This window comes from Mycobacterium sp. NPDC051804, assembly GCF_044452905.1.
In the GTDB taxonomy this organism is placed as follows: Bacteria; Actinomycetota; Actinomycetes; order Mycobacteriales; family Mycobacteriaceae; genus Mycobacterium.
Genome location: NZ_JBITCD010000002.1, coordinates 844,111 through 863,752, shown reverse-complemented (window position 1 = coordinate 863,752; position 19,642 = coordinate 844,111). Strand labels below are relative to the sequence as shown.

17 protein-coding genes are annotated in these 19,642 nt (G+C 65.2%); 4 read left to right on the top strand and 13 right to left on the bottom strand.

Translation table 11 applies throughout. From position 1 onward, the window contains the following. Nucleotides 1–3 precede the first annotated feature (3 nt). From ACIA48_RS09880 to ACIA48_RS09870, 3 genes are read right to left on the bottom strand one after another with little or no spacing between them, the layout of a single operon-like run. Complete coding sequence (locus ACIA48_RS09880) at nt 4–912, bottom strand: sulfotransferase family protein (protein ID WP_396730194.1); 909 nt, start codon at nt 910–912, stop codon at nt 4–6. Further along, nucleotides 905–1,555 carry a TetR/AcrR family transcriptional regulator gene (locus tag ACIA48_RS09875; RefSeq protein WP_396730192.1) on the bottom strand — a complete coding sequence of 217 codons (651 nt, stop codon included), beginning with the start codon at nt 1,553–1,555 and terminating at the stop codon, nt 905–907. Before ACIA48_RS09875 ends, ACIA48_RS09880 begins: the two co-directional genes overlap by 8 nt. Further along, nucleotides 1,530–2,888: an aromatic ring-hydroxylating dioxygenase subunit alpha gene (locus ACIA48_RS09870; protein ID WP_396730190.1), complete on the bottom strand. Its 1,359-nt coding sequence runs from the start codon at nt 2,886–2,888 to the stop codon at nt 1,530–1,532. The genes ACIA48_RS09875 and ACIA48_RS09870 overlap by 26 nt, the downstream gene beginning before the upstream one ends. 88 nt (nt 2,889–2,976) lie before the next feature. On the opposite strand from ACIA48_RS09870, the gene ACIA48_RS09865 reads away from it, so the two are divergent. Next, nucleotides 2,977–4,737, top strand: a complete 1,761-nt coding sequence (locus ACIA48_RS09865; RefSeq protein ID WP_396730188.1) for an amidohydrolase family protein — start codon at nt 2,977–2,979, stop codon at nt 4,735–4,737. Nucleotides 4,738–4,740: 3 nt separating this feature from the next. Here the strand turns inward: ACIA48_RS09865 and ACIA48_RS09860 are convergent, their stop codons facing one another. The 4 genes from ACIA48_RS09860 to ACIA48_RS09845 all read right to left on the bottom strand — a co-directional run bounded on the left by ACIA48_RS09860 (nt 4,741) and on the right by ACIA48_RS09845 (nt 8,125). Next, a complete protein-coding gene (locus ACIA48_RS09860) occupies nt 4,741–5,586 on the bottom strand; it encodes a mycofactocin-coupled SDR family oxidoreductase (protein ID WP_396730186.1) in 846 nt (281 codons plus the stop codon). A gap of 65 nt (nt 5,587–5,651) precedes the next feature. Further along, on the bottom strand, nt 5,652–6,440 hold the full coding sequence (locus ACIA48_RS09855; RefSeq protein ID WP_396730184.1) for an SDR family NAD(P)-dependent oxidoreductase: 789 nt from the start codon (nt 6,438–6,440) through the stop codon (nt 5,652–5,654). A gap of 11 nt (nt 6,441–6,451) precedes the next feature. After that, nucleotides 6,452–7,384 carry an acyl-CoA thioesterase gene (locus ACIA48_RS09850; RefSeq protein WP_396730182.1) on the bottom strand — a complete coding sequence of 311 codons (933 nt, stop codon included), beginning with the start codon at nt 7,382–7,384 and terminating at the stop codon, nt 6,452–6,454. Between the two features lie 120 nt (nt 7,385–7,504). Next, nucleotides 7,505–8,125: a VOC family protein gene (locus tag ACIA48_RS09845; RefSeq protein WP_396730755.1), complete on the bottom strand. Its 621-nt coding sequence runs from the start codon at nt 8,123–8,125 to the stop codon at nt 7,505–7,507. A gap of 53 nt (nt 8,126–8,178) precedes the next feature. On the opposite strand from ACIA48_RS09845, the gene ACIA48_RS09840 reads away from it, so the two are divergent. The 3 genes from ACIA48_RS09840 to ACIA48_RS09830 are packed head-to-tail and all read left to right on the top strand — an operon-like array spanning nt 8,179 to nt 11,433. Further along, on the top strand, nt 8,179–9,090 hold the full coding sequence (locus ACIA48_RS09840) for an NAD-dependent epimerase/dehydratase family protein (RefSeq protein ID WP_396730180.1): 912 nt from the start codon (nt 8,179–8,181) through the stop codon (nt 9,088–9,090). 5 nt (nt 9,091–9,095) lie between these two features. Further along, nucleotides 9,096–10,235, top strand: a complete 1,140-nt coding sequence (locus tag ACIA48_RS09835; RefSeq protein ID WP_396730178.1) for a sulfotransferase family protein — start codon at nt 9,096–9,098, stop codon at nt 10,233–10,235. A gap of 4 nt (nt 10,236–10,239) precedes the next feature. After that, nucleotides 10,240–11,433, top strand: a complete 1,194-nt coding sequence (locus tag ACIA48_RS09830; RefSeq protein WP_396730176.1) for a DUF1214 domain-containing protein — start codon at nt 10,240–10,242, stop codon at nt 11,431–11,433. 3 nt (nt 11,434–11,436) lie between these two features. Here the strand turns inward: ACIA48_RS09830 and ACIA48_RS09825 are convergent, their stop codons facing one another. The 6 genes from ACIA48_RS09825 to ACIA48_RS09800 all read right to left on the bottom strand — a co-directional run bounded on the left by ACIA48_RS09825 (nt 11,437) and on the right by ACIA48_RS09800 (nt 19,611). Beyond that, a complete protein-coding gene (locus tag ACIA48_RS09825; RefSeq protein ID WP_396730174.1) occupies nt 11,437–12,027 on the bottom strand; it encodes a TetR/AcrR family transcriptional regulator in 591 nt (196 codons plus the stop codon). 78 nt (nt 12,028–12,105) lie between these two features. Further along, entirely contained in the window at nt 12,106–14,385 is a 2,280-nt protein-coding gene (locus tag ACIA48_RS09820) for an ATP-binding cassette domain-containing protein (protein ID WP_396730172.1), read from the bottom strand. An 8-nt stretch (nt 14,386–14,393) separates the two neighbouring features. Next, nucleotides 14,394–15,314, bottom strand: a complete 921-nt coding sequence (locus ACIA48_RS09815; RefSeq protein ID WP_396730170.1) for a phosphatidate cytidylyltransferase — start codon at nt 15,312–15,314, stop codon at nt 14,394–14,396. A gap of 1 nt (nt 15,315) precedes the next feature. Continuing rightward, on the bottom strand, nt 15,316–16,032 hold the full coding sequence (locus ACIA48_RS09810) for a CDP-alcohol phosphatidyltransferase family protein (RefSeq protein WP_396730169.1): 717 nt from the start codon (nt 16,030–16,032) through the stop codon (nt 15,316–15,318). A gap of 224 nt (nt 16,033–16,256) precedes the next feature. Beyond that, nucleotides 16,257–17,957, bottom strand: a complete 1,701-nt coding sequence (locus ACIA48_RS09805; protein ID WP_396730167.1) for a hypothetical protein — start codon at nt 17,955–17,957, stop codon at nt 16,257–16,259. A gap of 496 nt (nt 17,958–18,453) precedes the next feature. Next, entirely contained in the window at nt 18,454–19,611 is a 1,158-nt protein-coding gene (locus ACIA48_RS09800) for an LLM class flavin-dependent oxidoreductase (protein WP_396730753.1), read from the bottom strand. Nucleotides 19,612–19,642 lie beyond the last annotated feature (31 nt).

Here is a 19,642-nt window from a genome sequence, read left to right as displayed (position 1 = left end):
CTGCTAGGCGGGGATGATTCCCGACTCCCGCGCGTCGATCGACCGGTCGAGTCCGTCGATGACGTAGTCGGCCCACTCGCGGGCGACTTCTTCGATGGGCGTCGGTTCGGCCGCGAATGTGCGCAGCGTGCACGCCAGCGAGGACACCGACGCGATGGTCCGGAGCGGATCTCGGTGGGTCTGGATCACCTGCGCGTCCGGGTACTCCTTCATCATCGCGTCCAGGGCCCAGATGTGCCCGGGTGACTTGACCACCCAGCGGTTCACCGGGATTCGCGACTGGAGATGCTGGAGGAAGCCGCGATGCCATTGGTACGCCGATGCCATGTCGGCGCGCAGCAGCCACTGGGCGTAGGACGGGATGCGGTACATCGTCGGGAAAATGAAGCTCTTGTAGTCCATCCCCGTGATGCGGACACACTCCTGCGCGAGCAGCGGTCCGATCGGATGCATCGCCTTGAGGTCGGGGATGATCGACGTCATCATCTCCTGGATCTGACGGCTGTCCTCGATGCGCGGGTCGGTGTGATACGTCGACGCCTCCGGCGGCGGACACGGCGCGTCGACCTCCCATGTCAACGGTGCCCTCGCGTCGGGATCCTGAGCTAAGAGTTCGTACAGGATCGTGGTGCCGGTGCGCACCTGGCCGACGATGAAAACTGGCCGCTCTACGTGCATTTCGGCGACTTCGGGGTGCGTGCGCCGGTACTCGACGATCTGCAGTCGTCTGGTGAGGGAGCCGACAAGGTCGCCCAGCGCGACGACGTCTCCGAACTCCGTCAAGCCCGCTTCCGCGGACAGTGCGTCAGTCAGCGCGTCGAGCGCAATTCGCCATTCGTCACCACCGAAGTCGGAGAGTCCCGCGCTTTCCTGCGCGGTGGCGATGACCTCCGCAGACGAGACGTCACCCACCGGACACCTTGTCGCGCAAAGGCGCCAGCAGCGCGTTCAGTCCGTACTCGAACACCGCGTCGTAGTCGGTCGGGGACTGCAGGGCTTCGACGAGTGCCCGGTCGGGCCACGCGTCGGCCCACAGGGACGGATCCTCTTCGTCGTGCTTGGCGCCGCGGACCGCCGAGAACTGCATGATCGCAGAGGAAATCACGTGAACCTCCACGACGCGCACCATGAGCGCGGCTTCGGTGCCTGTGATGCCCAGTCCGGACAGCTCCGCCGCCAGCCGCTGCTGAATGGGCAGGAACAGCTGCGGTGTTCGGTCGCGTTCGTGGGCGATGGCCAAAAGATTCTGCTTCTCGATGAGCAGCCTGCGTTGCGATCGCGCGATCGACGCAATCCGGTCGACGGGGTTGTCGCCGTCGCTCGGCAGAGACGCCATCTGTGCGAGTAGTCCCTCGACCAGGCTGTCGAAGAGTTTGTCCCTGCCACCGACGTGCCAGTAGATGGAGGTGACCGCGACGCCCAGCTGCTCGGCCAGGCGGCGCATGCTGAATGCCTCCACCCCGTCGACATCGATCATCCCGGCGGCGGTCTCGAGAATCTGATCGGCCGTGACGGACGCACCGCTCTTGCTACGTGGCGACGTCAACCGTCTCACCACCGGTGATGCGATCTGCTTCGGGTAGATCCAGATAGCGTTCGAGGTTGCGGTGCATGTTGATCACGCGGCGTTCCTCGTTGGACAGCACCACGTGAGTGAACCCCGGCTGGTGAAGGCCGCGCTGCAGGCCCGCCAACACCTCGATGTCTTGTGTGAGCACCAGGCCGGGGTGCGCATCGCTTGCCGTCATCCGCACGTCGGTCGGCTTGATTCGTGGCGCGTCCGGGGGCATCCGCATCCACACGATCATCACCAACTCGCCGCGGTCGGGGTCGGGTCCGGGGCGGGCGACCAGCACCGTCAGGTGATCGGCGTTGGTCAGCAGCGACATGTTCGGGAATGCGTTGTATTGGTGCAGCCGCATCACCTGGTCGGTGCTCGCCCAACTGAGGTCGACTCCGCGCCCGTCAGCGAAAGCCTTTGTCCGCGCAGCGATCACGTCCGCCGCCGCGTGCCCATCCTGATCGGCGGGAAACGGCGTGCCCTCCTCGACGCCCATCAGCGCGCCCTGTGTGGTGACGTAGGCGTCCCACACCTCGGCGTCGGTCACCCCCTCCTTGATCGACGGGCTGGGCACGCCGTAGACCTGTTCGGACTTTCCAGTGTGGCCCCAGATCACTTGCGGCGCATAGACGTCGTCCATGCAACGGTGAAGTTCGGGATGCAGTGTCTGGATGTGGTACGTCTCGCTGAACCCGTCGGCGATCGTCTTCCAGTTCGCGTCGACCTCGATGGTCATGGTGGCGTAGCACCGGAAGTCGCCGAGTCGGTTCCATTCGATGTCGGCGGGCATGGCCTCGAGGTAGTCGCGCAGCGGGATCGCATCGGAGTCGAGGTTGACGAATACCAGCCGTTCCCACGTTGCGACGCGAACACCCAGCAGCGGAAAATCGGTCAGCTTCAGCGCGCCGAACCCCTTCCGGTTTGGCACACGCTTGAGCGACCCGGCGAGGTCCCACGTCCATCCGTGATAGCCGCACCGAAGTTCGCGTAGATCCGACCCCGATCCGGCGCACAACGAATTGCCCCGATGACGGCACACGTTCTGGAAGGCGCGCAACTCGCCGTCGTCGCCGTGCACGATCAGGACGGAGTAGGACCCGCAGCGGTACTCGAAGTAGTCGCCCGGTTCGGCGACGTGGTCGACGGTGCAGGCGAGTTGCCACACCTTGGGCCACATCCGCTCTGACTCGAGGCGAGCGAAATCGGGCGAGTAGTAGCGCTGCGCCGGCACGAGGGTGGGCCGCTGTGGTGGCGTACCGATGGCGTCCTCGCGCTGGGTGTGGGTCGGGTTCCCGACGATGCGGCCAACCGGTGCCGTTCGCGTCACGATTCGCCCTCCGATTCCGGCTGCCGCCATCTGTAACGGTGTTACATTGGCCACCATAACGGCAGCCCGGACGTTGAGGGAGTAAATCGTGTTCGATCTGAAAATCACTGGCGGAACCGTCGTAGACGGCACGGGCGGCGACCGATTCCTGGCCGACGTGGGCGTCAAGGACGGCAAGATCGTCGAGATTCGGCGCCGCGGGTCCGGTGACGCGCCGCTGGAGGGCAACGCGACCGAGACGATCGACGCGACGGGCAAGGTCGTCGCACCGGGATTCGTCGACATCCACACCCACTACGACGGCCAGGTGAGCTGGGACAGCTCGCTGGAGCCCTCGAGCGGACACGGCGTGACGACGGTCGTGATGGGCAATTGCGGCGTCGGGTTCGCCCCCGTGCGGCCAGGTTCGGAGGAATGGCTGATCGAGCTGATGGAGGGCGTCGAGGACATTCCCGGCACCGCCCTTACCGAGGGACTGACCTGGGGTTGGGAGAGCTACCCCGAGTACCTCGACACGATCGGCAAACACGAACTCGCGATCGACGTCGGAAGCCAGGTCGCACACGGCGCGATCCGCGCCTATGCGATGGGCGAGCGGGGGGCCCGCAACGAACCCGCCACCCCTGAGGACATCGAGGCGATGGCCCGGCTGGTGCAAGAAGCGATCGAGGCCGGCGCCCTTGGCCTTTCGACGTCCAGGACGCTGGGTCACCGCGCGATGGACGGTGAGCCGGTGCCGGGCACATTCGCCGCGGAAGACGAACTGTTCGGCCTCGGCCGTGCGATGGCCGCGGGCGGCCAGGCTGTCTTCGAACTCGCGCCGCAAGGCGCGGCGGGTGAGGACATCGTCGCGCCCAAGAAGGAACTCGAGTGGATGAAGCGACTGAGCGCCGAGATCGACCGGCCGGTGTCCTTCGCCATGATCCAGGTCGACGCCGCCCCTGACCTGTGGCGTGAGCTGATGGACATCTCGGCGGACGCCTACGAAGCGGGTAGCCGACTGTTTCCACAGGTCGCCGCTCGGCCGTTCGGCATGCTCTTCGGTTTCCCGGGCCACCACGCGTTCACGCATCGCCCGACATTCCGTCGGCTCAAGGCCGAATGCAGCCGAGAAGAGCTGGCGCAGCGGCTCGCCGATCCCGCGGTGAAGGCGGCGATCCTGGCGGAGGACGACCTGGCGCCGGATCCGACGAAGCTGTTCGACGGCATGTTCGCCCTCGTGCAGCACTCCCTCGGTCGCATCTATCACATCGGCGATCCGCCCGACTACGAGCCGACCGACGAACGAACGGTGGAAAAGATCGCCGCCAACAGAGGTGAGGAGCCGCTCGCCACTCTCTACGATCTGATGCTCGAGTCGGATGCGACCTCGATGCTGATGCTGCCGATGTTCAACTACTCATACGGCAACTGCGACGCCGTTCGCGAAATGATGACCCACCCGGCGGGCGTGATGGGCTTGTCCGACGGCGGCGCGCACTGCGGCATGATCTGCGACGCGTCGTATCCGACGTTCCTGCTTACGCATTGGGCGCGGGATCGCCACCGGGGAGAGAAACTGCCGCTGGAGTACGTGGTGCGCAAGCAATCTCACGACACCGCGCAGCTGTTCGGGCTGACCGATCGCGGCGTCATCCAGAAGGGCAAGAAGGCCGACATCAACGTCATCGACATGGACGCGCTGACGTTGCACCCGGCGAAGATGGTTTACGACTTGCCGGCCGGCGGTCAGCGCCTGGTCCAGAATGCCAGCGGCTACAGCGCCACGATCGTCAATGGCGTCGTCACCCGCCGCAACAGCGTGGACACCGGCGCCCGCCCCGGCCGGCTGGTGCGCGGAGCGCGCTGAGCCTCAGAACTTCGCGGTCGCTCCCGCGTCGATCGGGAGCGCCGCGCCGGTGATGTACTTGGCCTCGTCCGAGGCCAGGAACAGCACCGCGTTGCTGACCGCACGTGCCTCGAAGTAGGGCACCGGCAGCATGTGGAAGGTGCCGATGATCTCGCCCGCGTCGGCCATGGTCGGCTCGGCGAGGTCAGGCCGCAGGGTGCGGTGGAACTGCTCGTTGTCGATCATCGGCGTCTGGATGTTGCCTGGATGGATGGAGTTCACCCGGATCCATTGCGGGGCAAGTTCGTTGGCGAGTGAGTTCATCAGGCCGACGACGGCGTGCTTGGCCGAGGCGTAGTGGGCCATGTAGCCGCCGCCGCGAAGACCCAGCATCGAACTCACCAGGACGATCGATCCGCCACGCCCGTCGGACATGTGCGGGACGGCTACCTTGACCGTGTGCCATACGCCCGTGATGTTGATGTCGAGCATCGTCTGCCAGGCGGCTTCGGAGATCATCGCGGCGGGGGCGGGGCTGCCGCTGATCCCAGCGTTGGCGATGACGATGTCCGGCCGGCCCAGCTCGTCGATTCCCTGTTGCAGTGCGGCTCCGAGCGCCTTGACGTCCCTGACGTCAGCCTTCGCGGTGACGATGCGGCGGTCCAACTTCTCGACGAGCGCTGCTGTTTCGTCGAGGTCGGCCTCGGTCGCCAAGGGATAGGGAGCGCCGTCGATGTCGGTGCAGGCGTCGACGGCGATGATGTCGGCGCCTTCCTCGGCGAGCCGGATGGCGTGTTCGCGGCCCTGACCGCGCGCTGCGCCCGTGATGAAAGCGACCTTGCCGGCCACCCGACCCATTGTCTTAGTCATCGTCACCTTTCGTTCAATGGCCTCTACACATTCCGCTGCGACAGGAGCGAAGTCAACGATGGCGCTCAGGAATCCGGAATACCGCCGAGGCTCGGCCCGCCGTCGACGGCGAACGTCTGGCCGGTGATGTACGAGGCGGCGTCGCTGACCATGAACAGGACGGCCCATGCCACTTCGTCGGGCCGGCCGGCGCGACCCAAGGGGACTCTAGCCGCGAACTCGGATTGATCGATGCCGGCGACTTCCCACGCCGCAACCACTCGCTCGGATGCGATGGCTCCGACTGCGATGCAGTTGACCCGTACTCCGTATCGACCCCACTCGGCGGCGGTGACCGTCGTGAACATCTGCAGAGCAGCCTTCGCCGAAGCGTAGTGCGCGCCGCCCTTCACGCCGTGGATGCCGGCGTCTGACGAGATGTTCACGATCGCGCCGGATCCCTGCGCGCGGAAGTGAATTCCGGCCTCACGCGTCGCGACGTAGGCCGATCGCACGTTGAGCTCGAACACCGAGTCCCACGCTCTGGTCGGAAGATCCTGCAGCGGACCCATTCGTGTGCCACCGGCATTGTTGACCAGAATGTCCAGCCGCCCGAGTTCATCGACGGTTCGACCCACCATCGCCACTACCTGATCCTCGACCTTGACGTCGGTCGGCACGACGAGGCACCTGCGCCCCGAGGCAGCGGTCACCTCCGCGGCGGTTCGCTCCAGATCGGACACTGTCCGCGCGGCGATTGCGACGTCGGCGCCATGTTTGGCAAGCAGCATCGCCGTCGCGGCACCGATTCCCGTTCCGCCGCCTGTCACGAGCGCAACGCGCCCGGTCAGATCGAATACGTCGTCCTCGAACATCGCCGTCCTGACTACGTGCCCGCGAGGGGGCGGATGAGCACTTCCTGTGCGGTGCTGGCCACCGTGTGGCCGGCCGTGTCGCGAATGGTCCCGCGGACCATCGCGCGATGCCCGGTGATGGCAGCTGTTTCCTGCGTGTAGAGATGCCATTCGTCGAAGTGAATCGGGCGGTGCAACCAGAGGGCGTGGTCCAGGCTCACCGCCGCCACCGACGCGTAGTCGGCGGGATGAGGATGGCTGCGAAGTGCCATGTCGAGCATCAGATAGTCACTGGCGTAGGCAAGAAGCGCGGCGTGCAGTGCCGGATCGGCGATGCTTCGCGGTAGGCGCATCCAGTGCGACCGCGGTCCGGAGGTCTGCCTGCCGCCCAGAAATGTCGTTGGCTCCGCAATCCGCATCTCCAGCGCGGGTGGGACGTCGATCCACGTCTGTGCGTTTTTGCGCATCGGCGGCGGCACGCGATGAACCCAGTGCTGTAGGAGCGGCATGTCTTCCGGTCGCGGCACATCGAGCGATTCCGAGCTGGCCTCAGGTTCTGCCGGGTTGCTGTGGAACGACGCCAGCGCGGTGAGTAGCGTGCGGTCACCCTGCGCCACGCTCACCTGCCGCGTCGACATGCTCCGCCCGTCGCGAACGCCTTCCACGACAATCTCGACCGGTTGTCTTGAGTCGCCGGTCTGCAGGAAGTAGGCATGGAGGGAGTGTGGTTTGTGCTGCTCAACGGTCGATGATGCTGCGTGCAGCGCCTGCGCGAGCAGCTGACCTCCGAAGATGCGGCCAAAGCGATCAGCTTCGTTGGTCGCGCGAAACGAGTTGTCGCCCATGGGCTCTAGCTGCAGTGCCCGCTCGAGAGTGTCGAGTGCCCGCAGGACCGACTGTTCGAGTGCCGTGCCCCGCAGCGGGCCCGTCAGATCATCGGCCGAGGTGGACTGTTCACCGCCCACCTGCGTCCTCCTGCTGGGTTTGGGATGTTGGTTGCATTCCGTTGCTCTAAGACTTTAGAGTCATTGCGTAGACTAGCTCACTACATTGACGTGGGGGTGGCATTGCCGCTGATGTCCGGATCACTGCCCGTCGGCCCCTTCTGGCACTCGGTAGCCGCCCCGCGTCATGATTCGCACGGGGTCGCGCCCGTCCCAGTCGGCGCAGGTGTCCGAGATGCTGCGTACCTGGTCCACGAAGCTGGGTGGGGCTTGGACGACCTCGGTATAGAACCCGAACTCCGCTGCGGTGTCGATGTAGGCCACCCGAAACCCGCCGCCGAGGCTCTCCGCGGCAATCGAATGGCCGAGAGCCCGGAAGTGTGCGATCTTCCCATCGTAATCGCTTGTCAGCGTGGCTATCTGGTGAAAAGCGGACGTGCCGCCACGGCTCCATTCGGAGAAGATGCTCGGTGTATCGCAGTGCTGTTGGATCAACTCGATCTGGACAGGCCCCGCCTGGGCGACGGCGACCTGGATCTGAACCGTGCGGATTTCGCCGCCGTAGTCGGCTTGTTGGCCGACGACGGGAAGCACGTGAAAGGGACCGATACCGAAGGTCTGCACCCAGCGGGCGGCGGCCGTGATGACGTCGTCGACGACGTGGCCGAGCTGAAAGAACCGGAACTCGCCCTCGGGCCATGGCTGTTCGAACAGCGGATGGGCCGGTGGCGTCATTGCGTCCGCGTCCATGACGACGATCATGACACGGGGCACCGGCACATGGCGCACACTCGGACGGGACGGGAGAGTGGCACATGTTGAGCGGCGAAAAGATCCTCATCACGGGGCCAGGTGGACGAATCGCACATGGCATAGCCAAAACACTTGCGCCGCACAACGAGGTGTGGGGTATCGCCCGGTTCTCCGATCCCGTCATCCGCGACGACGTCGAGGCGCTGGGCGTCACCACGCGAACCGTCGACCTCGGTGACGCCGACTTCAGCTCCGTCCCAGACGATTTCACCTATCTACTGCATATCGCCGCAGATTTCGGCGAGGATTACGATCAGGGATTGCGGGTCAACGCGGAGGGTACCGGACTATTGCTGTCACACTGCCGCAATGCCAAAGCGGCGCTGGTGATGTCCACAATCACCGTCTATAGACCCCATCCCGATCCCTGGCACCCCTTTTCCGAGGACGATCCGATCGGGGACGCCGGACTGCCCACCCCGCAGCCGTACTCCATCGTGAAAATCGCCGAGGAAGCGGTGGCCCGGTACTGCGCACGCGAGTTCGACCTGCCGATCACTATCGCCCGCATGGGTAGTGCTTACGGTGAGCGCGGGGGTCTGCCGCTGTGGCATCTCAATGCGATCGCCGAGGGCAAACCTGTGGTGGCGCGGTGGGATCCGCTGCCCTACAGTCCGATTCACTACACCGACATCAATGCGCAAGTCGAGGCGCTGATCGAGGCAGCAAGTGTTCCTGCGACGATCGTGAATTGGGCTGGCGACGTGCCGGTGTCCGTGCAGGAGTGGTCACGATATTTCGCGGACCTGCTCGGTGTGGAGCTCGATCTCCGCGTCGAAGCAGTTCCGGGGGCATCGATCGGCTCAGTCGGTGCCCACACCAAGCGAATATCGATCACCGGACCGTGCACAGTGGACTGGCGTGAAGGGTTCCGTGCCATGGCCGCGCACCACTATCCGGACCGCGTGAAATGAATCGTATGCGGTATCCATCGCCCGAGCAGCTGCTTGCCGAGGCTGCCGCCGAGGGAGGTCACGTCGATTTCGGTCCCGGCGATTTCCGCGACGGTCTGGCGGTCCTGCTGGAGAGCCTCGAACGTGACGGCGACCTGCACCCGGACACCGATGACGCGGTGATCGGCGACCTACGGCGTCGCCTGGTCAACCGGCTCGATGTCGAGGCCTGGTATGCCGAGCATCCTGAGGTGGCCAACGTCCCGATCAAGGGCCCCATCGACATCAACGGGCTCCCGCGCACCGGGACCACCGCGCTGGCCGACATGTTGTCGCTCGACCCGCAATTCCGTTGTCTGCGCGGGTGGGAGCAGACCAAGCCGGTGCCGCCGCCGGTCGCCGAGGGTGAAGCCGAGGACCCGCGACGCGTGGAGTTCGTACGCAGGCACCAGGAGCGGCCGGCCGAAAGCGCGGCCATGCACATCTTCGAGGTCGACGCGACCATGGAAGACACCGAGATTCTCGGAATGGCGTTTCATGGCCAGCAGATGACGCTTCCGGTCGCGGGTTACCGGAAGTGGTGGCGTAGTGCGGATTTGACGCAGACCTACCGGTACCACCGTCGAGTCGTGAAGTTGCTCGGGTCGAAGCGTCCGCCCGAACTCTGGCTGTTCAAGGCCCCGCACCACAAGTTCCACCTGGAGGCGTTGTCGCGGGCGTACCCCGATATGCGGTTCGTGATGACGCATCGAGACCCCGCGAAGGTAGTGCCGTCCTACACCAGTCTGGTGTCAACGATCTTTCCTCCCGCCGACGGCCAGCGTGACCTCCATGCGTTGGGTCACGAAGTGAGTGAGCATCTACGTGAGGGCATGCGGCGCGCCATCGAAGAGCGCACTCGCATCGGCGAAAATCGGTTCCTCGACGTTCACCACCGTGAATTGGTCTCCGATCCCAGGGGCACGATCCGACGCGTGTACCACTGGCTGGGTCTCGAGCTAACGCCAGCTGTCGAGCAGACAATCTTCACCTGGCAGGAGGCTAACACCATGGGCGCCAAGGGCACTCATCATTACACACCCGAGCAGTTCGATCTCAGCGCCGCACAGATTCGTTCCGACTATGACTTTTATATCCGCCATTTCGATGTGGCGGTGGAGGGATGACACCGTGACCCTACTACCGACCTGGGACGAGCAGATGGAGGCGCTCAAGGGCGTTGCCGACCATCTACTGGCGACCTGGCGCCCCGACGCATCCGAGGCCGAGGTGCAGGACATGAACAAGCTGGCGCTGTCGATCCTGGCCTGCGGCTATCTGTGCCACGTGTACACCGACGCTCGGCGACCTGTCTTCATGCCGCTCTGGAACTACGCGTGCAATCAGGGTGGCCCCAATCCCGACTACGTGTACCTCAACGCCGAGGTCGACGGCTCCGGCGTCTACGAGCTGGTCGGACGCCGGGGCACGGTGCGCTTTGTGGAAATCACACAGTCCGCGCCGGGAATGATGAAGAGTCTCAAGGGTGTTGAGCGGCAGATGAAGTTCCAGGCCATCACCCACGACCTGGACGACCTCACCATCGCCGAGGATGGCTCGTTCCGCGTGGTCCTCAGCGCCGAGCGTCCTGCGGGTGAAGACGGCGACTGGTGGCCACTGAACCCTGAGGCGGGCAAGCTGCTGATGCGAAAGTGTGCGTGCGACTGGAACACCGAGATCGACGCGCAGGTTGCGATCAACCGGCTCGACGATGCGGGGGAGGACATGTCATCCGTCGAGATTGCCCGCAGGTTCTCCGAGATGGGCGACTGGATCAAGGGAATGATCGACTTCGACATGGAACTCGTCCGGTTCTACCGGGAGCACCACGGCATCAACGTTTTACTGCGCTCACAATGGATCCAGCAGGGCGGCGGCTTGGCGACCAAACAGGCCTATTACGACGGCATCCATGAAATCGATGACGACGAGGCGCTCGTCGTGGAGTTCCCGGTGCCCAACCCATGTCACTACTGGCAGATCCTGGTGGCCGACGACCGCTTCTCGACAGTTGACTGGGTGAACCGCCAGTCGAGCCTCAACGACTTTCAGGCGCGCATCGACCCGGACGGCTGGTTCCGTGGTGTGGTATCGAAAAGAGATCCCGGCGTACATAATTGGCTCGACAAGGCCGATTGGCCGTGGGGCATTCTGCAGGCCCGCTTCTATCGTGCAGACGAATATCCCGAGGCGACGGTGACCAAGGTACCCGTTTCCGATGTGCTCGAGCACCTGCCTGCCGGCACAGCGGTCCTCACGGCGCGGGAGCGGGCAGAGCAGTTGCGGCAGCGACGGATCGGAGCCCAGTTCCGCCGCATTTGGTGATGTTCAGCCCGTCGGATTGCGGCGAGGGCGACCACTCTTGCCGTGGGCGTCCGCGATGCCGTCTGCGATGCCTTTGAGCAACAGGTCGAGTTGCTCGGCACTGTTGACGGAGCGATCGCCGGCGATGAACCTCATGTGCAGACCACTGACGAAACTCATTGTGACGGCAGTCTGTTCGTCCAATACCTCTGGGATTGGCTTCTCCTCGGGCCGCGACCGCGACAGGATTTCCTTGCGATGCAACTCGGTGAAGATCTCGCTGTTGTGTCTGAAGACCTCGGCCAGCTCGGGGTCGCGATTGGCTTGCAGCAGCAGCTCGAATCGCGCCTTTGTTCGAGTCAGCCGTGGTTCCTCGCCGGAAAGCATGACCATCGTCGCGAGTGTCGGTGCCCCCTCCGGGCGTCCCTTCTCGTCACTGTCGGTCGGACCCGCCACCGACATCAGGTCTGTGAGATCCAGCTCGGCAAGTCGTTGCGCTGTTGCCTGTAGCAATGCCGAGCGGGTTCGGAAGTAAAACGACGTACTGCCGTTCGGCACTTCGGCATAGCGATCTACCTTCGGGTGGCTCAACCCCTTGGCGCCCTCGCTGGCCAACAATTCAATAGCCGCGTCACACAGATCGCGGCGGCGTTCCTCGGCATTGGGCTTGCGTCGTTTCTGAATAGCAAAACCTTATCTGGCAGGCAGGCGCAGCCTCCACCGCGCGACGCCGGCGAGGAGGGCTGCCAGCACGCCCAGCATGACGATGTCAAAGAGCCACGCCGACGCCGAGTGCTGCCAATGTGAGTCCTGGGCGATCCCGACTACGAGATTGCTCAGATCCGCCGTCGACGCAGTGGCCGCGAAACCCCAGCGCCCCGGCATGATCCACGCGATGGTCTCCAGCAGCGGCCGTCCCGTCACCGGGATGAATCCGCCGGCGAACACCAGCTGCGTCACCAGCGCCACCGCGAGGAGCACGATGACCTGATCGTTGGTTCGCGCGAGCGACGACAACGCAAGCCCCAGCACCGCGGCGACCACGCATGTCGCCGCGATGTTAACGAACAGTTCCAGCGCGGGGATGCCAAGCGCGGCCGCCGCTGACGGCCCAGGCTTGCCGAACCCAGGTGCCGTGACGACCAGAACCAAGACGGCCGATTGAAGCACCGCGACCGCGCCGAAGACTGCGATCTTGGCCAGCAGATAGGCGGAGGCCGACAACCCGGCCGACTGCTCGCGCCGGAAGATGGCGCGCTCGCCCACGAGGTCCCGCACGGTGAGCGTCGTCCCCATCAGGATGGCGGCGAAGCTGATCAACGCGATGACGTGCTTGGGTTCAAGGGGTGCGGAGCCGTCCGAGGGCGGATGCCCAAATCCCGCGTCGCCTGCGACCGTCAGCGGCAGCAGACCGACGAGAAACGGCAACACCGCGAGGAAGACGAGGTATACGCGGTCGGCGATCAGGAGCCGCACCTGCCGGCGGGCGATTGTCGTGAACTGGCGCCACGCGCCAATTGGTGCCGGTTGCGGTGCCTGCACCGCAGGACCGGCCGCGACCTGCAGCACGGTGTCCTCAGAGCTCGATTTTTCCTCGGCAGTTGATCCCGTGCGTTCGAAGTACCGTCGCTGAGCGCCGTCGGGATCCGTGCTCACGATCGTGAAGATGTCCGCCCAGTCGGTCGCGCCCATCGCCGTTTCGAGATCGTCGGGCGCTCCGCAGAAGGCGGTCTTACCGCCAGGCGCCAATAGCAGCACTTGATCGCACGCATCGAGGAACGCCAACGAATGCGTCACGACCACGACGACGCGGCCGGCGTCGGCGAGGCGCCGCAGCATCGCCATGACCGCCCGGTCCAGCGCGGGGTCCAGCCCCGTCGTTGGCTCGTCGAGCACCAGCAGCGACGGCCCTGTCAGCAGCTCCAACGCGACCGACACGCGTTTGCGTTGCCCTCCTGACAACTTGTCGATGCGGGTCGCGGCATGATCGGACAACTCGAGTTCCTCGAGTATCTGGGTGATCACCTGCCGACGATCCGCGTCGGTGGTGTCGGCGGGCATCCGCAGTTCCGCGGAGAAGGCCATCGCCTGCGCGACGGTGAGGAGACCGTGCACGATGTCGTCCTGGGGTACCATGCCGATCCGGCTGCGCAACGACGCGTACCCGTCGTGCAGATCGCGCCCGTCGAATGACACGGAGCCGCCGGTTGGCCGGGCAGCGCCGACGATCACGCGGGACAGAGTCGACTTGCCTGAGCCCGAGGGGCCGATCACCGCCGTCAACGTGCCCGGGCGGGCGTCGAACGAAATCCTGTCCAGCAGAACGGCATCGTGTTCGATCGCGAGGCTCACATCGCGCACCTCGAGTCCGCCCGTTGTGGTGGCCGGCTGAGTGCGACGAGTCAGCGCGCCATCGGTGAAGACGAAGTCGACGTTTCCGATCGTCACTATGTCGTCTTCGCCGAGTGCTGCATCGGTGACCTTCTCGCCGTTGACGAATGTGCCTCTGCCATCGGTGTTCTGCAGCTGCACGCCCAGGCCCGTGGTTATCAACTCGGCGTGATGAAGCGAGGCCAACACGTCAGGTACCACGATATCGCTGTCCGCTGAACGTCCGATCGTGATGGAATCCCTTGATTGCGTGGGGCTGTCATCCGCAGGCGGTGCGGTACCGAGCTCGAAAGTCAGGCGCGGACCCTCGGGGGCGCCCAGATGAATGACGCGCTCGTCGTTGATCTGGACGGACTGCACGCGTTGGTCTTCGACGAACATTCCGTTGAAGCTGTTGTCGTCGACCGCGACCCAGCCCCCGTCGAGGTAGCGCAGGATCACATGCGAGCGAGATACCGCCGAATGGGGGATGCGAACGTCTGCGTGGATATCACGTCCGACGACGACGTCGCGACCCGCGGTGAAGGTGCGTTGCCAACCGCCGGAGCGAATGGTGATCGCGGGCGCTGTCGGAGAGATCATGTGAGTGTTCATCCTAGGAAGTACGCCAACGGGAGGACGAGCAACAGCGAATCGATCCGGTCGAGCAGGCCGCCGAAGCCCGGCAGCCAGTCGCCGGCGTCCTTGACTTTCGCCTGCCGCTTCAACATGGACTCGAGAAGGTCGCCGAACACCCCGCCGATGGAGACCGCGATCAACAGGCCGACCGAAATGGTGCCCAGCAGAGTGAGGATGATGAACGCCCCGATGATGGCGCCCACCAACCCGCCGAGCGTCTTGTTGGGGCTCAAAGGAGACAGCGGACGGCGTGCCCACGCGATGCGGCGCAAGCCCTTTCCGCCACACCATGCGGCGACATCCGTGGCCGCTACCGCGAAGCACAGCAGGAACGAATCGGGCCAGACCATCACCAGGTGCGACAGCGACCAGCAAATCCATACCGACCCGAAAGCGGTGAAAGCCGTGCGCTTGGAGCCGTTCTCGACATCGCCGCCGAGCACCGACGGCAGCGCGCACAGGAGTAGAACGACGGGCGCGAGATGCAATAGGGAGGGGCGCAACCACGCCGCGACCGGGTAGAGCAAGGCGAGTGCGAGGAGGACGCAGGTATCAGCTTTCGCCAGTTGCGTCAGTCGCGAATATTCGACCGTCGCGACGATCGCCAATACCGCGGCGAGTCCGGCGGTGGTGCCTTCGCCGATCCACATCGGAAAGCCGACAATGGGCGCGATCAGCACCCAGGTTCGCCATTTTTGGATCAACTCCGGCTTGCGTGAGGCGAGCACCGCGATGCCGGCCAGCGCCAGGAGCGCCGCGGTGACCCACATGAAGAACACGGCGCGGGAGTGGAGGTGGATGTGCAGCGGACCCAGGTCGACGTTTAGAGGCATCCGCCGATCGAGGTGAACGAACCACAAGTACCGCTCGACGATTGAGTTGATGATCTCCATGTCACGCGGCCTCGCCGCGCACAAAGCGCTCGAACGCGACGACATCGGCGGCTGGCTGAGCGGTCAGCTCACGGTGCGCGGCCCGCAGGCGCAGCACTGTCGTGATCAGTGAACCGGTCACCAGCAGCCCGAGCATGAACGGCATGATGCCCGGAAAAGCGGTGGCCAGCACCACGAAGAGGCAACGTTCGGTCTTGCCGAGTGGGCCGCCGTTGCGCCGGGTTGCGCCTGCGCCGGCCGCAGCCAGCGATGCGAAGGTCGGGAGCGTCGCGGCCAGCGCGGCTACCGCGACCTGTAGCACCGGCCAGGACAACCAGTTCATGCCGGGACCGTGCTGTTGCGCGGCCCATACCGCCAGGCCTGCGAAGGCCAGCAGATCCGCGGTGCGGTCGCCGATCTCGTTGACGACAAAACCCCACGGCCGGCTCACGCCGCGGGCACGGGCGACTGCGCCGTCGAGGTTGGCACCGGCGAGGCGCAGGACCATGAACACCGCGGCGAGCGGCCAGCACCCGAATGCGACCGCGACTCCGGCGGCACCAGCCGCGACGACGCCTGCGGCGGTGAAGGCGTCCGGGGACACCTTCCGAGCGACGGCGGCGTTGACGATGAACGTCATGCGCCCGGTGAACCATGGCTTCAGCGCGTAGAGGCCAGCCGCGCGGGTTCCCTGCGGCGTCGCCTGGGCGACGGTGTGAATAGTGAGTTGTGCGTTCACGGCTGGCTCCTTTCGTATCGTGCCGCTTTTCCTGCGAGTCATGGCGCCACTTGCGCGGCGCCGGTGATGACGATGAGTAAATAGAGCCCCGGGGACTACCGATCCCAATAAGCTGTCGCCGGTCTGGTGGGCTTTCTCGGCGCGAACTCACTTGCTGATCCCAAACTCACCCACGACGAAAGACGGCCCCCTCGTTTCCGAGGGGGCCGTCGGTTCGTACCTATTTAGTTGTTGCCGGAGCCCGAGCCGTTGCCGGAGCCCGAGCCGCTGCCGGAGCCCGAGCCGCTGCCGGAGCCGGAGCCCGAGCCGCTGCCGGAGCCCGAGCCGCTGCCGGAGCCGGAGCCCGAGCCGCTGCCGGAGCCCGAGCCGCTGCCGGAGCCCGAGCCGCTGCCGCTGCCGGAGCCCGAGCCGTTGCCGCTGCCGGAGCCCGAGCCGTTGCCGCTGCCGGAGCCCGCGCCGTTGCCCGAGCCGCTGCCGGAGCCCGAGCCGTTGCCCGAGCCGTTGCCCGAGCCCGAGCCGTTGCCGCTGCCGCTGCCGTTGCCCGAACCCGAGCCGTTGCCCGTCCCGGCGCCGGTGCCTTCGCCGGTGCCCGTGCCTTCGCCCGTGCCGGTGCCGGTGCCTTCGCCGGTGCCGGTGCCCTCGCCGGTGCCCGTGCCCGTGCCCGTGCCTTCGCCTTCGCCGGTGCCCGTGCCCGTGCCTTCGCCTTCGCCGGTGCCGGTGCCTTCGCCCGTGCCGGTGCCGGTGCCTTCGCCGGTGCCGGTGCCTTCGCCCGTGCCGGTGCCGGTGCCTTCGCCGGTGCCCGTGCCTTCGCCGGTGCCCGTGCCTTCGCCGGTGCCGGTGCCTTCGCCGGTGCCGGTGCCCGTGCCGTCGCCCTCGAGACCGGTGTTGATCGTGAGGAGATCACCACCGCCGAAGTTCAAACCAGTCGGCCCGAAGTCGGCAAGGGTGGTCGGCGCCGCGACCGGAGGCGTCAACGCTGTGGCGATCGTGGTGGGCAGTGTCACAAAGAGGAAGGTGCCGAGGCCGCCCCTGAGCAGACCCTGCCACTGCGTGGTGGTGCCGGGCAGCACGATCCCATTGAGTACGGCGTTGGCCACCTTGGCCGGCAAGTTCACCAGCTCGCCGGCTGCGGTCTCGATGTCACCGGCCTCGAGTGCGGCCCGCGTGGCGTCCAAAATGTAGGTTGTTTGCAGAACGCCGCCGATGAGCGGTTCGAAAATGGCCTTGGCGAGGCCGAACTCGTTCAGAACATTGATCAGGTCGTCCAGCTTCTCCACACCCGGCAGTGACCCAACGAACTGACCGGGGACGTTGATGACGTTGATCAGTGGGCGAACTCCGCCCAGGACCCGGAGCACGAACCAGCCGTTGATCTTCGTGAAGGCCTCGGTGAACTGGCCCTGCGACAAGTACGTCAGTGACTCCTGGACGACACCCGGCAACTGCTGCAGCGCTGTGCCAAGTCCCGTGAGCGTGTCGTTCAGACCCTTATCGATCGTGGGACCAAAGCGCGTCTGGAAGTTCAGGACCGCATCCAGCAGCGGGCCTGGATTGAGGGTATTGAGCACCAAGACGTTGGCGATCTCCTGGAAGATATAGCCAGTGGCCAACTGCTCTCCGAGCTCTCCGAATGCGCCCTGGGCCCCGGTCGCCAAGGTCTGCAGATTGGCCAACGATGTGGCGATTGTTTCTTGCCACACGACGAGCGGGTTGGCCGCTGCCGTGAGCTGAACCGCCGCGTGCGCCACGCGCTCTTGGACGTCCTGGATTGTGGGCAGAGGGGGGCTTACCGGGCTGACCGCGATCACGCCGGCGCTGGCCATCGCGACGCCAGCAACCATGAACTTGGAGCTGCGGCGAGTCGACGGCGAGTGGCTGGGCGACAGATCGTAAACCGGCGGGCCGGCATGAACTGCGAGTTGCACGTTGTCTCCTGTTGTGCCTGTGAATTTGCCAAATGGCAGCTGAAGATTAGCTGAGGCTAACCTTAGGCGCAAGAGATTCGATCGACTAATTAGGGTTTGCTTCGCGCACCGGCTCGGCTATCGCCCAAGTGTCCGATTTGCGAAGAAATCGCAGCTAAGAACCGGTACTTCCCAAGTCACGAAGCGGACTGGCGTGAATTTACACCACAGTCAGCCCTTGCGGCGGTCTACGTCTTCCAGCGCTCCGGTGAGCTTCGCCACTTCGCGGCAGCCAGTCTGCTATCGCCGGTCCGTTGGTGTTGCTGAGGTGGTCATCAGTCGTCCAACGCCGTGCCGATACCTCAGCTCGCCGCCGATTGAGCGCCCGCTCCTGCAAATTCTGCCCTCGCGGGCGGGCAAAGTGCTGAGAGGCGCTCCCATTCCACTGGCGCGCTGCGAGGGCTTTGGCGAATCGCGGTGAAGCCGTGAGCCGCGAGAATTGTTGTTCGATGCGCCCCTATGTCGCAGGGCGCGCCGCCCGCTCGGCCGCGTGATCCTCGATCGCCTTGCCGATAGCGTGCGACGCGCGGTCGACGAACTCGGTTCCGCTTGCGGCCACCCAGTCGGCCGAGGATGCCGGTCCATCGAGTTGCCCGGTGAAATGCGGGATCACATACTGCGAGAAAAGTTCATAACTCTTGAGCTTCGCGGCGGGTGGTGCCCAGTCATGGTCGAACAGGAGGAAAGCACCGAATCCGCCGTCGCTCGCCTCAACGAGTTCCTCGATTTTGGCCACCGCGTCCTCGGGTGTCCCGATCACCGCGAAACCGGACTCGCGGTTGTTGGCGATGATCTCCGCCGGAGTATCGCCCTGGACGGGCCCGGCGGGAAGGATGTGACTGAAATAGCGCGAGAACTCCGCGATGCCGTACTCGACGTCGCGCTCAGCCTGCTCGCGAGTCTCGGCAAGGTGCATCGGGCCGACGAGTCGCCACTTCGAGCGGTCGGCGACATGGCCGTGGTCCGCGGCGACCTCTTCCCACGTGGACCAGTGGTGAGCGAGCATGTTCATTCCCTGTCTTGCGGTCGCCGCAATCGAGAGCATGCCGATCCCGTGCCTGCCCGCGCCACGCGGACCGGTGGGGGAGAACGACGCTGCGACAGCGACATCGAAGCAGGGGTCGCTGTAGGGCTTCAGCTGCAACCGGGCGTCCTGAAGGGTGAATCCGTCGGTGACCATGGTGACGGTTTCGCCGCGGAGTAGGCGCATGATCGCGTCGAGGCACTGTTCCATGCGAGGTCGCTGCTCATCGGCGGGGATCCCCAGCATGTGCGCGTCCGACGTGAGCTGTCCCGGTCCGCAGCCGAGCATGACCCGGCCTCGCGTGAGGTGATCCAGCAGCACCATGCGATCGGCGAGCATCAAAGGGTTGTGGTACGGCAGCGAGCTGACTCCGGTACCGAGCTTGATGTGCTTGGTTCGCTCGGCGGCCACGCCGATGAACACCTCGGGCGAGGCGATGATCTCGAACCCGGCGGAATGGTGCTCGCCGACCCACGCCTCGTGGAATCCGAGCTCGTCCATCGCCACAATGAGTTTGAGGTCGCGCTCCAGGGCGAGCGTCGGATTCTGTCCGGTGGGGTGGAAGGGCGCCATGAAGTTTCCGAATCGCATTCGCACATTCTGGACCCGACGTTGTGGCGGG

Excerpts from the sequence above, each read along its gene's own strand:
- ACIA48_RS09860 (WP_396730186.1), bottom strand. The coding sequence starts at position 5,586 with ATGACTAAGACAATGGGTCGGGTGGCCGGCAAGGTCGCTTTCATCACG.
- ACIA48_RS09855 (WP_396730184.1), bottom strand. The coding sequence starts at position 6,440 with ATGTTCGAGGACGACGTATTCGATCTGACCGGGCGCGTTGCGCTCGTG.
- ACIA48_RS09845 (WP_396730755.1), bottom strand. The coding sequence starts at position 8,125 with ATGATCGTCGTCATGGACGCGGACGCAATGACGCCACCGGCCCATCCG.
- ACIA48_RS09840 (WP_396730180.1), top strand. The coding sequence starts at position 8,179 with ATGTTGAGCGGCGAAAAGATCCTCATCACGGGGCCAGGTGGACGAATC.
- ACIA48_RS09835 (WP_396730178.1), top strand. The coding sequence starts at position 9,096 with ATGCGGTATCCATCGCCCGAGCAGCTGCTTGCCGAGGCTGCCGCCGAG.
- ACIA48_RS09820 (WP_396730172.1), bottom strand. The coding sequence starts at position 14,385 with ATGATCTCTCCGACAGCGCCCGCGATCACCATTCGCTCCGGCGGTTGG.
- ACIA48_RS09815 (WP_396730170.1), bottom strand. The coding sequence starts at position 15,314 with ATGGAGATCATCAACTCAATCGTCGAGCGGTACTTGTGGTTCGTTCAC.
- ACIA48_RS09800 (WP_396730753.1), bottom strand. The coding sequence starts at position 19,611 with ATGCGATTCGGAAACTTCATGGCGCCCTTCCACCCCACCGGACAGAAT.